The following is a 12,386-nucleotide window of genomic DNA, read 5'->3' on the forward strand; positions in this document are numbered from 1 at the left end:
GATCAGGAGGGCATTTCGAATGCTCCTCATCCTTGCAAATTCTTTGTCGCGACTTCTGTAGGCATCCCTGAGGAAGCCGGTCACTAATTGACGTTCATACTTAGCCAGCTCCTGGCCGGCCATCATTTTTTTACATAGACGGACAGCGCGCTGCCGCTGCCCGTTTTCGTCTTCTAGGTAGGAGATCATCGAGCAGAGGTGAAATCCGCGACTCGCGATGTTTTTAGAATCGGCGAGTTGTGCGAGCAGAACCTCGACTGCATGAATATTTGCCCATGCTCGCTCGGTGGCCCATCCGGAGGCGGACGACCACGGCCAAACGACTTTAAGTGCTTTCTCTGCCTGGGAAATCAGGTCGCTTGCGCTATTAATCAAAGATTTCTGAGCGCAGTCCTCCGGGGGGCATGCTTCCAACTCGAGCTGCGCCTTGAGGTAGTCGATTCTAGCGAGTGCGTGGGCGCGCCAAGCTGACCTGTGGTGAAAGAACTTCCATTCACTCGTTTTTGGTGAGTTGATGGGAGCGGTGGTTGGAAGGAGATCCTCGGCTACGACAAGCTGCTGGTCGCGACCCTCCCGCTGATAATTCTGCTCCAGTTCTTCTCGAACCGGCTCATCCGGCTCTTCACGCACGCGGTGCGACTGTTCGCGAACATGTTCGCCGGTCGCCTGCTGATCGTGATGTTCTCGCTGGCCACCGGATACCTCACGAACGGCCTCGGCTCTATGTCGACGAAACAAGGTCATGGTGCCCACCGTCCAGAAAACGAGGCTCAATTCAGTGTGGCTCGAGGGCGTTCGTGGCGCTACTTCGCGAGAGCAGTGGGTCTCTGCGCACTTAGACGGTGTCTCACGTGGCGATCTCGTCCCCTGCGGGGCATAGGGGCTGAGGGGGGAGCCGTCAGGACGGCCAGCTGAGCCGGCCGTGCATGACAGTGGGGAGAGACGTGGGCATCTCGTCGGTGACCCAGGCGAACTCCAGGGCCGCGAGCGTGGCTCCCCGGTCCGTCCATACGAGGATCTTGCCGACGTAGGCGCCGGACGGGTCATGGACGTGCGCGTCCACGGGAACGAGCTCGGTCGGGAGTGCCGCATGCTCGCACGGTTCCCGGACCTGCAGATCGACGCTCACGGAGCCGACCCCCCAGACAGCGGTCACCTCGGTGCGGTCCAGCTGATTCCGCAGTTGCGACGCGCCATCGAACTCCGCCGACAGGATGTGTTCAAGCACTGCGCGCTCGTCGGCGTTCAACGAGCGCGGGTCGATGGAGAGAGGAGCCATGCGCCCATTCTGAGGTGGCGAGGGCAACCAGCCCAACACCTCCACCAGCCGTCGCCAGGGTGGCTGGCAGCGGCATCATGATCGTTCATGGGTGGGGATCTGTCGCAGCGACTCGTACCGGATGATCTATGGGCATTGGTCGAGCCGGTGCTGCCGTCCTTCCGCTCGCGCCCGCAGGGCGGTGGCACCGCGCCGGTCGACCAACGTGCCGTGTTCACGGCCGTCGTATACGTGCTGACCAGCGGGTGCGCGTGGCGGTATCTGCCACCGACATTCGGAGTGTCGTCGGCGACGGCTCACCGGAGGTTCTCCGTCTGGACCGCATCCGGAGTATGGCGCCGCCTGCACCGCGTGATTCTGGACAAGACCGGAGCCCGCAGCGGACTCGACTGGAGCTCTGTGATCGTCGACGCGGCCTCGGTGCGCGCGAAAAAGGGGGTTCTCTGACGGGGCCGAATCCGGTCGACCGAGGCAAAGCGGGCAGCAAACTGCACGTTCTGACCGACGCGCAGGGGCTGCCCATGGTCGTCGGGGTGTCCGCCGCGAACGTCAACGACGTCCAAGCGCTTGGCCCGCTCGTTCTCGGGATCCCGGCCGTCCGCTCTCGCCGCGGCCCTCGCCGGCGACGCCCTAACAAGGTTCGGGCCGACAAGGCTTACCACTCGGCCGGCAACCTGGCGTGGCTGCGCGAACGCAACATCACTCCACGGATCGCCCGGCCAGGCGTGGAGTCCTCCGAACGTCCCGGGAGACACCGATGGAAGATCGAAAGATCGATCTCGTGGCTCTTCGGATACCGCCGCCTGACCGTCCGCTATGAACGAAAGGGCGGTCACTTCCTCGCCTTCCTCGGCCTTGCTGCAGCCATGACCTGCTACAAGAAGCTCGCCAAGATCACCACGTGAGACACGGTCTTAGGTGATTCCTTATACGCGAGGGATCCCTCACCAACCGGAGAACCCGATCCCTCACCAACTTGAGAACTGGCCGAGGTCTCGAGTCTGCTGGCCACGACCGTCTCGGCACCCTCCCGGACGACGTCGGCCGGGGCGGTCGGACGGGGCTCGGGAGCCAGGTCGTGCGCGATGTACCGGTGCCGGCCCCGCTCCCCCGCCCGCCGCTGCACCGTCATCCAGCGCGCTGCCTCCACCTCGTCCGCCTGCTTCTCGATGCCGGGTTCTGCCCGGACGATCAGCCCCATACCGGTAGCAACGCCCGGAGCGGGGCTGGTGCGGTCAGCCGTCCGGGGGCGTGGAGTTCGAGCTGAGCGCAGCACCACACTCAGGACAGGCGACGTCCATGACCCGCCATATGGGAACGAGTTTTCGTGCTGGTGGGCGTGTCACTTATCGACTGGTCGGGGCGTATCACCGGAGTAGTAAAAGCAACACGTCACGCCAGGGTCCGGTGCCCGCGGTTCGTCGAGGTCAGGGATGTACAGCGCGCGGCCGCCCGGGAATTGCCCGAGTTCGGTGGACAGTGCTGCGCCGGTGTCGATCTCGTCCTTCGTCCAGCCCGTGATGTCCAGGAGCAGCCCGTCCAGCGGCCCGCCTACGAGCGCGGCATAGGTCCGCCACGGCAATGGGCCCGGGTTAGGGCTGGCGTGGTCGGTTCCGTAGACCCGGCGGCGCAGCAATTCCCACCGCCTGTTCATGCGCGTCAGCCTTTCCGTTGCCGTAGACAGCGGGAGCTCGTCCGGCGGTGTTCTGGGCTCGCTTGCATTTGGTGCGGGTGATTGCGGGACGTCCTGGAGTTGGCCGAATGAGATGCGCCAGGCGTAGGTCAGGGCTGTGAGGCCGATGGTGAAGAGGGCTGGCCACAGGAGCCAGGGCGGGAGCCAGTTCAGGGGCCACTGCTGGTTGAGCATGAGGCCGGACAGGGTCGTTAACGCGATCGTGAAGAGTGGTGCGATCCAGGAGAACGCAAGGGTTCCGAGGCGGCGGCTGCCGAAGGTGCTCGCGATGGTCAGATGCAGGCCCAGGTTGATGGGGACGAAGAGCCACATGACCCAGCCGTCGTGTTTGGTGCTGGTGGTGAGAGCGACAACGGAGGGGACGGCTGCGACCAGGAGCAGGTGGCAGAGGCCGAGGAAAGTGATGACGATCCGGGTGAGCCAGCCGACCTGTAGTTTCACCAGGACAAGGGGGGAGTCGGCGGAGGGGGCAGCCGGGGCCACAACCGGGGTCGGCTGTTCCGGAGCGTCGGGCTCCTGGGCGGGGGCTGCGCCGATTAGCTCCTCCAGGTCGTCTCTGTCGGCAGCCGTGTCCTCCTGGGCTTGGCTGATGAGGCTGCTGGCCCACTGGTAGGTGTCGGGGTCGGCATCGGGGTGAGCGGCACGGTCGGCGACGGCGTTTTCGAGGCCGGTGAGCCACTGACGGGCATGGTCGGTGCTGAGTTCAGCGGTGGCGATCTGGGTCGCGAGCGGCAGCAGCCGTTCGGGGTCGGCAGCTACGGCTCGTTGGGCGCCAGCGGCGAGGTTGGGCTGGTCCTGGACGGTGCGGGCGACGGTTCTGAGGGTCTGGTGGCGCTGTTCGGTGGAGAGGGAGTCGTGCTGCAAAAAGGCTTCGATGAACTCTTCGTCGCTGTCGGTCTCGACTTCGGCGAGCCATGCGGCGGCTAGTGGCTGGCCGATGGAACCCCAGTGGGCTCCATCGGTGGCCGGGTAGGCGGCGGTCAGGACGTCGTCGAGTGCGGCCAGGTGACGGGCGTCAGGAGGCGCGGTGACCCCGTAGCCGCAGTGATGGACGTCGAATCCGGCTCGGACAGCGGCACGGCCGGCCCGCGCGGTGCGGGCTCCGGCGAGGAACTGAGCGGCGACCAGAGTGCGGATCAGCTTGTCGTCGACGGTGCCGTCGGGAAGGCGTGCTTCGGCGACGCGCCGTACGTACTCCACTTCGTTGGCAAGCAGGACCTCCATGGGGTGGTCGTTCAGCGCGAACTGCGGGTTAGCGTGGGCGAGGACGTCAGCCAGGGCAGCAATGTGGTGATAGATCACTGGTTGCCGGGCGGCGTGCTCAATGCCGGCGCCGTACAGGCGGGGTGCGTCGGCGACTACGCGGTCGGGCCAGGTGTCGTCGCCGTGTCCGGCCTGCTGGAGCAGTCGGATACGGCGGGCGAAGGCGACCTTGGCCTCTACGTAGATGTCTTCCGGGCTGTGGCCGTTCAGTGCGTCGTCGGGAGTGAGGGTGAAGACATGTCCGACCGGGCCGACGTTGCGGGTGCGCAGGTGGCGGCGCAGGGCCGGCCACCAGGTGTCGTGTCCGCGAGCCAGGAGTATGACGCGAATGCAGGTTCCGTCGTGGGCGCCGGCCAGGGCCGTGGCGAGGTCGCGGATCTGGGGAAGGCGGGTTTCTGCGAGGTCGACTGCCAGGAGCAGTGGGTAGCTGGCGGCGGTGAGCATCTCGTAGTCGGTGTGGGCGGGGTGTTCGGCGAGGAAGCCCCCGCTCCACGGCCGCTGTTCGCCTGAGCCTGTGGTGAGCCGGTGTAACAGTTCGGTGAGGAGACGGGACTTGCCTGTGCCGCCCAGGCCGGTCACGGCGGCGATGTCGATGCGGCTGCCGCTCTTGCACCACTGCTCGATCTGGTGGACGAGGCTGTTCACGCCGGTGAGGTCGGTGACCTGGGAACGCGGATCGAGCAGGTAGGTGGAGGACAGTGTCGGATCGGGCGCATTGTCCATCAGCGGCCGCAGGTCGGCGGGCTGCAGCAATGGGGCCATGCCAGTGTGAGCAATAACCGTGTTAGTGAAGCCGTCGGCAGCCAGTAGGTGCGAGAGCGGCAGCACCATGATGATCCGGTCCCACTGGCGGTCGACCAGGCGGGCCAGCCCTATCAGTACGCCATTGCAGAAGATCCCGGCCCCGGACAGCCCCTGCCAGTTCTTCACCTCGCTCGGCACAGCGCCGTCGACCTCGAAGCCATACAGCTTCGAGCGGGATCCAGTGTGCGGGGCGATGGTCCCCTCCACCGTCTTGAGGTCGTCGACATAGTGCTCGGGCCGGGTAGAGACCCGCCGGCGCATCGCCTTAGGAAACCCGGTCATCGAGCACACGGGGCGATGGCCCGGTAGATCGCAGACAAGTTCGCCCCACCGCACGACGCCCAGGCCGGCCCCGACCAGTGTCCGATCGGCCTTCAACAGCACCGCATCCAGTTCGGGGCTCTCCCACACCACCGATGCCCCAGTGAAACCGGTGCTCGCCGTATCCCGGACTGTGACGAGGCTGTCGCCTCCGGGCAGAGCCACATGGTGCGCGGTAAGCACGAGACCAGGCGCGATCAGGCAGCCGGTCCCGTACGAACCCTTGTCCTGGTTGCTGACTTCGACGGTCCGCAGGACCGCACCTCCCCGCGCCACCACGCCCCTCCTACCGCATACCGTCCACGGGCCCGCCGCGACCGCCGCCCGTATCCCCGATCAGCAGGTCGCTGCCCTCGCCGTTCGGGGCCACGGCCAGGGTGACCGTCATCCGGTGCGTGGCCGTCTTCGCCCGCTCTCCCTTGGCGTCCGCGGAGACCACGAACGCCTTGACCCCGCCGCCGGCCGAGGCGGTGTGCCGCAGCTCGATCCCCAAGTCCAGCACGATCTCCCTGACTGTGAACCGGATCGGCGATCCGTCCCCGTCCCGCTGCGCCGCCGCCAGTCCCCCGCGTACTGCCTTGATCGCCTCGGACAGTTCGGTGGGCTCTAATTCCATGGTTTCTCCTTGATCGGTTCTGTGCGGAGAGTCAGTCTGCCGCGCGGTCCCCTATTGCGGAAGGACGCGATCGACCGCCCGGTATGGGCGGGTGGTGCTGGAATTGTTGAGTCTTGCTGGGAGGATGCGGCCACCGCGCGTGCTGTGCAGTGCGCTCGCTTCACAGACAGCATTGGCAAGGCCCGCAGCACCACCGCTGTGGCAAAGGGAGCCAAGCAGGACTACCGATCGGCCTGGGGCGGAAGCGGCCAGGGCGCTGCCCCCACGCGGATGCCCGGCTTCTTCTTCCGGTCGGTCCGGTTGGCGATGAGTGTCTGGCGGATTTCGGCGGCGGTTTTGCGGGCGTGCTCGCTAGTGGAGGTGACCTCTGCGGTGCCGGGGACGAAGCGATGTTCGGGCTGCTGGCAGTAGCCGCAGGGGGTGTCGTCGTGGATGAGGTGTCCGTCCTCGCAGGCGGGGTTCTGGCAGGGGCCGCGGCCGACGAGGAACTCGGCGATCTCCTGTGGTGCCCAGCGCCGCCGGTTGTCCTCGTCGCGTTCGTGGATGGCGTGGGACCAGCGGGTGTGCCAGCGCCGCTCAACGCGGGCGAGGAGCTGCGCCGGTGTCCGGTGGTTGAGTTCGGCGAAGAGGATGTCGGGCAGGTTCCGCGGGAAGCGGTGGCCGAGGGCCTGGAGCAGGGGTTGGGGAAAGCCCTGCATAACGAAGCCGACCGGATCGCCTCCCGGCCCCTTCCTCCACGTCCGGCACGGGCAGGGGCCCGTCTCCGGGACCCTGTTGCCGCAGCGTGCGCACCTTCCCTGGCATTCCGCGCAGACCCCGTTGTTCAGCCCTTCGAGGTGAGGCGCCGGCGCCCGGCCGCATTCCATGCAGCACGACGCACACAGCCCGCACAGGCGTTCGTCGCCCAGGCGGGTCGTCCAGGATCGCTGCTGGCAGCGGCAGCACAGGTGCGCCTTGCAGTAGTCACTGTGCGCGCCGTCGTAGCGGCCGAGGTTCTCGAGCACTGCGGCTTCTCCTTTCAGGTCTGGGCCATGTCGACGAAGCGGGAGTAGTGGCCCTGGAAGGCCACGGTGATTGTGGCGGTGGGGCCTTGGCGGTGCTTGGCGACGATGAAGTCGGCTTCGCCTGCTCTGGGTGAGAGCTTCTCGTAGGCGTCCTCGCGGTGGAGGAGGATGACGAGGTCGGCCATCTCTTCCAGGGTGCCGGAGTCGCGCAGGTCGCTGATCATGGGTTTTTTGTCGGTGCGTTGCTCGGGGCCGCGGGTGAGATCGGACACGGCGATGATGGGGATCTCGAGTTCCTTGGCTAGGGCCTTGAGGCCGCGGGCGATCTCGGAGACTTCCTCGTAGCGGGAGCTGAAGCGGCGGGTGCCGTAGTCGAGAGTCTGCAGGGAGTCGACGACGACCAGGCGGGCACCGTTGCGCATGCGTAGCCGGCGGCACTGGGCTCGCAGATCGAGAAGGGTCATGGATCCCGCGTCCTGGATGTAGAGCGGGGCAGAGGCGACATCAGGCATCCGTTTGGCGAGCCGGTGCCAGTCCTCGTCCCTCATTGTGCCGCTGCGCATGTAGTGGAGGGCGACACGTGCTTCGGCGGACAGGATCCGCATGGTGATCTCGTTGCGGCCGGACTGCAGACTGAAGAGCACGCTGGGCGTGCTGTGTTTGATGGAGGCGCTGCGGAGGAAGTCCATGGCCAGGGTGGATTTCCCCATGGCGGGACGAGCGGCGATGACGATCAGGTGCCCGGGCATGAAGCCGCCGGTCAGGGCGTCGAGATCGGTGAACCCGGTGGGGACGCCGGGCAGTGTTCCTGACCGGCTGCCGATGGCTTCGATGTCGTCGAGCGTGTCTTCCATGATGTCGCCCAGAGGCAGGGCGTTGTCGGAGGGGTGCTGACGGCTCGTGGCCTTGAAGAAGGCGCTCTGGGCCGCCTCCAGGACCTCGTCGGCGTCGTCGATGTCTGCATCTGTCACGAGGCGTTCGGCCTTGCGGGCCGCCTCGACGGTCGCCCTGAGGGCCGCTGCGTCCATGACCCGTTGCGCCGCCGCGTTGGGATCCTTGCGGGCGCCGGGTGCGTGGATCAGGTCGTGGATGACGTCACGGCTGATGGTCTCCAGCTGTTTCCGCTTGTCCAGCTCAGCTTCGACCAGAGTGGGATCGGCGGGGGTCCCGGCGCTAAAGAGGCCAAGGATGACTGAGTACAGCAGCCGATGGCCAGGGTCGTAGAAATCCTCCGGCACTAGCGCCATCGCAACGCCCGCGATGGTGTCCTTCGACAGCATCATCGCTCCGAGAACGGCACGCTCAGCGGCAAGATCTACGGGCATGCCGTCCTTATGAGTGCCCATCGTCTCTCCCACCGTCCATGACGCATGTCTTGATCGCAGTCATACGGTAAAACGCCGACCTGACCACAGCCATGGCTTACTGCTGATTCGTCAGTTCGATGGACTACCCCAGTCCTTCCCACCATGGGCAGCACCCGGAAAGCAGCCGAAGGCTGCGGCTTCCTGCTCACGGGTGGAACTGCTCGCCCGAAGATCACGGCCGCACGGTGCGCTGCGAGAGCAAGTCGGCGCCTGCCCGTCGCAGTCTCTTCTGTCTTCACCAGCCGGTTGACACCGAGAGACGCACAGCCGGATGGCTAGCGACTGTTGGGGACATCACCGTGGTTGCGGTGCAGGAGGCAAGCAGTAAGCCTCGCATATTTCGGGCATTTGAACTGCTTCATCCTGCCTGACGCAGCGCGGGAGCGGTGGTCGGCACTGGCCGTCCGGCGCGTTCGGCGCGGGCCCGCAGGATCGCGGCGACGCGGACGGCTTCGTTGACCTGGCGCTGCTGGGCTCGGACGTCCTCCAGCAGCGTCGGCGCCTCGTCCTCTTGGTCGTCCTCGCGTTCGGGGAAGACGGTGGTGGCGAGGGCGCGACGGACCTGTTCCTGGCGGCCGACGGCGGCGGCGAGGGCGGGGTCCTGCTGGAAGGGCGTGTACGCGGCGTGGTGGGCGGCGAGCGCGTGCCGGTATCCCTCGGAGGCGGTCTCTCGGGTCTTCACCGGAGCGGTGGGCTCGCAGGCCGTCCGGACAGCGGGCACCGGGACCGAAGCCGGGGTGGTCGAGACGGTACCGGGCTGGCGGACCCGGATCGTGCGCACGGCGGCCGCGCCGGCCCGCTGGTTGGCGGCGGCGATGATCCGGGGGGTCATCAGGCGCAGCTGGGTGGCGTAGGCGGGCGAGTCGGGGAGCAGGTCGAGCTGCCCGGTCTCCGGGTGGAAGGCGACGGCGACGCTGTGGGCGGCGAGCTTGGGAGCGACGGCGTCGGCGATGTCGGGCCAGCGGTCCAGGATGCTGCCGCCGGCGGCCGGGACGTCCCAGCCCCGGTCGGCCAGCAGGCCCTGGAAAGCGCCGGCCAGCCCGACGGGGGCGCGCCCGTGGAACTGGACGTTCGACGTCTTCTTCGGGCGTCGGGGAGCGCCGAGCCGGTCGTTGCCGCGCTGCTTGGCGTCCTGGCGGGCCCGCTGGAGCATGAGGCGGGCCAGGTCGGCCCCGGACGGCGCGGGACCGGTGGCGTCCGGCTGTGCGGGGACGACGGCGCCGGTGGTGGTCTGGGTGGTCTCGGTCATGGTTGATGCCTCCTCAGGCGCCGTAGGCGAGTGTGGTCAGGGAGCTGCGGCGGAACCCGTCGAGCTGGCGGGCGCGGCGCATGAGGTCGAGGCCGTAGACGCGCAGGGCTTCCTCAAAACCGCAGGCGTGGATGGTGTCGTTGATCAAACTGGTGTCGCCGTTCTCGAGCCCGGCCTGGGCGACCGCGCGGATGTCCTCGAGCTCCTGGTCGCCGACCTCGAAGGCCGCCGCGCCGAAGCTGCTGTCGTCGGGAAGGTCCTGGACGGCCGGACGAAGGGCGCTCTTGAGCTGGACGACGGCGACGTTCACCTCGTTGTGGACCCCGCGGTTCCGCGGAGCCTGCCAGTCACCCTCGTAGCGCTCACGGTCGGCACGGACTCGCTCGATGTCGTGACAACGCCGGGCCTCCTGGGCACCGCGCCACTGGGCGACGGCGTCGGCCCGCTTGGCCGGGGTGTCCAGCACGTTCTGCGCGTTCGCGAGCAGAACGGCGAGGAGGCCCGAGCCGCGGTAGACCTTCTCGGCGCTGCTGCGCAGGTACAGCCAGGCAAGGACCTCGGTCACCGTCCATCCGGCATCGGCGAGGTGCCGGGCCACCCAGGAGATGCGGGGCACCGCGCAGCCGCGCAGCCACTCCACCTGCTGCGTCAGTTCCCGGCCCAGCTGGTAGCGGCGCCCAATGATGTTCAGCTTCCGGCGCCCGCTCTTCCGGCCACCGGCCTTTGCCTTGGACTTCTTCCTGCTCGACGACTCGTTCTGCCCGCTTGCGAGCTTGTTCTCAGGGGGGAGCGAAGTAGTACCGGCAGTAGAAGAACCATCAGCACCACCCCCCATTGGGGTGCAACGTGACCTCGCCGAAACAGCCGTCTCAGCCGCCTCGCCAGCGCCTTCCGGGACACCCGTCGGCGAGCCCTTCGAGACAGGCTTCGCCGCCTTCGGGCGCGGCCGGCGGACCTTCTTCGCCGCCCGCGCCGCCAGCGCCGCGATCAGCTCCCGACCCGCCTCCGCGATTCCGACAACCCGCCGCCCCGTCCCCTCACCGGCCGTACGGATCCCCAGCGCGGCGTCGAATTCCACCGGGATCATCCGTGCGAACTCGCTGGCCTGCGCCGGGCCGCCGGACACCCGGGTGCCCTTGACGATGTAGGCGAGCAGCCCCGTCTCCCGCAGGATCTGCAGGTGGTTCTGTACCGACCGCTCCGACAGCCCGGTGCAGCGCACCAGGTACTCGATCCCCGGACGGCACGGGAACAGCTGGGCGAGCTCCTGGGCGACGCGCACGGTCGTCGGCCCGAACGAGCGCGGGCCGTGCGACCGATGCCGCCGCGGCTTGTAGAGCCCAGCCCCGGCGACCCAGTGGACCGCCTGCATCCAGGAGTAACCGTCGCCCGCGATCCGGCCCGCCGACGTCGACAGCCACTGTGACGCCTCCGGCACGTACAGCGTGGGCAGTACCGAGACCGCGTCGCCGTCGACCGACCGACGCGGGGCAGGAACCAGCGCGGCGACCGGTGCCGCCACGCCGCTCATCGGCCCACCGTCCCGGCCGAGGTGGTGAAGATCGCCTGTGTCGTCATCAGGCTGGTGTGCACGCCAAAGCAGACACCCCCCTCAGCAGGCAAAACGCACGCTTCGTGATCCATCCGCCGACCCTGCACCAGACGGCCTGTGGACAGAGTCCGCTCAGCGCGGATCACCCCCCGCGCTCCCGCACGGTGGGCAGAAACCTCGGATCGTGTCCCGCCACACGGGACGACCCCCTCGAGGACGCCACCGACGAGGTTGTCGCGGACGCGGACGGACACCCACCAGACAGACCCAGCCGGGCTGTGGCTTCCTACAGGAAGAACCACTTCCTGTTCAAAAGGCGCGAACAGGAAGATCTCGGATGCCTGTTCCGTCACGTGAAACGCGCCAAAGGTGCGAATCATACTGAAACGGGCAGGGCTCGACTTTTCAGGGGACACCAGATCGGGCACTATGAGGACGTCCGCCTCTCTGTATCTTCCGGCGTATCGCCGGATGGATGTTTCAGCAGGTAGGTGGGTGGTCCCCCTCCGTGAGGAGCGGGCGCCGGACGAGGAACCAGAGGCGGGTCTCCGTTCTCTCTTGTGGTGAATCGGACGGATGACACGGACAGCCCTCGGGCTGGTCGTGCCGTGTTCCCAAGCCCTTGCCGGGGCTGTCGGAATGGCGGAGCCACTTCGGTGGTGCTATGCAGAAGCCCTCTTGCCGGAGGGCTGCTGCGGTGGTGGTGCGTGGTCCTCGCGGACCGGGTACTGCATTGGATTGCTCAATCCAGCTCGATGAGCTGGAGCCCAGAACCGGGGCCAACCGGGGACTGGGCGGCCGACCTGATGGTCGGCGCGAAGGGCCGCGCGAGGCCGAGTGGATTGCCGTCCTCTCGGTAGGCGCGCGGCCCGTGGCGGCTACGTCACCCCGACCCCCTCGAAACCGAAGGTGGAGTCGGCGTACCCGAAACCGGGAGCAAGATCAGTCCTCACGCGGACCTCCCTGGGCAACTGCCGGGTGTGCCTTAGCCAGCCCGCGAAGAAACTCTGCGTACTTCAGCCGGTTGCTGCGGTGAGGCTGCGTGCGGCCGGCTTCCCACCCGACGATGGCGAGGCGCTTGACGCCGAGGGCCTCGGCGACTTCCTCCTGCGTGAGGTTCGCGGCAATGCGCAGCTGCCGACGAATGTGCGGTGGGGGAAGCGTGTCAGCATCCACTAGGGCATCGTCTCGACGCAGCGGACCCGACATGGCAGCCTCCATCCCATCTGATGTTCTCC

Annotated in this window: 8 protein-coding genes and 2 pseudogenes; 2 read left to right on the forward strand and 8 right to left on the reverse strand. The window is 67.4% G+C overall.

Annotated features, from left to right (window positions below; translation table 11 throughout):
* Positions 1–522: 522 nt before the first annotated feature.
* Positions 523–720: pseudogene (locus ACIGW4_RS33520) on the forward strand (F0F1 ATP synthase subunit A); the annotation flags it as partial.
* A 178-nt stretch (positions 721–898) separates the two neighbouring features.
* Here ACIGW4_RS33520 and ACIGW4_RS33525 read toward each other — a convergent pair.
* Complete coding sequence (locus ACIGW4_RS33525) at positions 899–1,279, reverse strand: hypothetical protein (protein ID WP_399585064.1); 381 nt, start codon at positions 1,277–1,279, stop codon at positions 899–901.
* A gap of 87 nt (positions 1,280–1,366) precedes the next feature.
* On the opposite strand from ACIGW4_RS33525, the gene ACIGW4_RS33530 reads away from it, so the two are divergent.
* Positions 1,367–2,184 (forward strand): IS5 family transposase gene (locus ACIGW4_RS33530; RefSeq protein WP_399585067.1). Its coding sequence is split into 2 segments (ribosomal slippage): positions 1,367–1,709 and positions 1,709–2,184, totalling 819 coding nucleotides; the frame shifts between segments, so codons are not numbered across the junction.
* Positions 2,185–2,621: 437 nt separating this feature from the next.
* Here the strand turns inward: ACIGW4_RS33530 and ACIGW4_RS33535 are convergent.
* The 7 genes and pseudogenes from ACIGW4_RS33535 to ACIGW4_RS33565 form a co-directional block, all read right to left on the reverse strand.
* On the reverse strand, positions 2,622–2,933 hold the full coding sequence (locus ACIGW4_RS33535) for a hypothetical protein (protein WP_399585174.1): 312 nt from the start codon (positions 2,931–2,933) through the stop codon (positions 2,622–2,624).
* A 2,713-nt stretch (positions 2,934–5,646) separates the two neighbouring features.
* Positions 5,647–5,976, reverse strand: coding sequence for a trypco2 family protein (locus ACIGW4_RS33540; RefSeq protein WP_399585070.1), 330 nt, complete (start codon positions 5,974–5,976; stop codon positions 5,647–5,649).
* Between the two features lie 221 nt (positions 5,977–6,197).
* A complete protein-coding gene (locus ACIGW4_RS33545) occupies positions 6,198–6,674 on the reverse strand; it encodes a hypothetical protein (RefSeq protein WP_399585073.1) in 477 nt (158 codons plus the stop codon).
* A gap of 320 nt (positions 6,675–6,994) precedes the next feature.
* Positions 6,995–8,302 (reverse strand): annotated as a pseudogene (dnaB, locus tag ACIGW4_RS33550) (replicative DNA helicase); the annotation flags it as partial.
* A 403-nt stretch (positions 8,303–8,705) separates the two neighbouring features.
* Complete coding sequence (locus ACIGW4_RS33555; RefSeq protein WP_399585075.1) at positions 8,706–9,596, reverse strand: DciA family protein; 891 nt, start codon at positions 9,594–9,596, stop codon at positions 8,706–8,708.
* A gap of 13 nt (positions 9,597–9,609) precedes the next feature.
* Positions 9,610–11,127 (reverse strand): transcriptional regulator, encoded by a 1,518-nt coding sequence (locus ACIGW4_RS33560; protein ID WP_399585078.1) that lies wholly within the window; start codon positions 11,125–11,127, stop codon positions 9,610–9,612.
* Between the two features lie 963 nt (positions 11,128–12,090).
* The gene (locus tag ACIGW4_RS33565) at positions 12,091–12,357 is read right to left on the reverse strand and encodes a helix-turn-helix transcriptional regulator (protein ID WP_399585079.1); all 267 of its coding nucleotides are present in this window, start codon (positions 12,355–12,357) and stop codon (positions 12,091–12,093) included.
* Positions 12,358–12,386: the final 29 nt, after the last annotated feature.

Source organism: Streptomyces sp. NPDC053513 (assembly GCF_044544765.1).
GTDB lineage: Bacteria > Actinomycetota > Actinomycetes > Streptomycetales > Streptomycetaceae > Streptomyces > Streptomyces litmocidini.

Coding starts and splice junctions, on each gene's coding strand:
- ACIGW4_RS33560 (WP_399585078.1), bottom strand. CDS start 11,127: ATGAGCGGCGTGGCGGCACCGGTCGCCGCGCTGGTTCCTGCCCCGCGT.
- ACIGW4_RS33535 (WP_399585174.1), bottom strand. CDS start 2,933: ATGAACAGGCGGTGGGAATTGCTGCGCCGCCGGGTCTACGGAACCGAC.
- ACIGW4_RS33565 (WP_399585079.1), bottom strand. CDS start 12,357: ATGTCGGGTCCGCTGCGTCGAGACGATGCCCTAGTGGATGCTGACACG.
- ACIGW4_RS33545 (WP_399585073.1), bottom strand. CDS start 6,674: ATGCAGGGCTTTCCCCAACCCCTGCTCCAGGCCCTCGGCCACCGCTTC.
- ACIGW4_RS33540 (WP_399585070.1), bottom strand. CDS start 5,976: ATGGAATTAGAGCCCACCGAACTGTCCGAGGCGATCAAGGCAGTACGC.
- ACIGW4_RS33525 (WP_399585064.1), bottom strand. CDS start 1,279: ATGGCTCCTCTCTCCATCGACCCGCGCTCGTTGAACGCCGACGAGCGC.
- ACIGW4_RS33555 (WP_399585075.1), bottom strand. CDS start 9,596: ATGACCGAGACCACCCAGACCACCACCGGCGCCGTCGTCCCCGCACAG.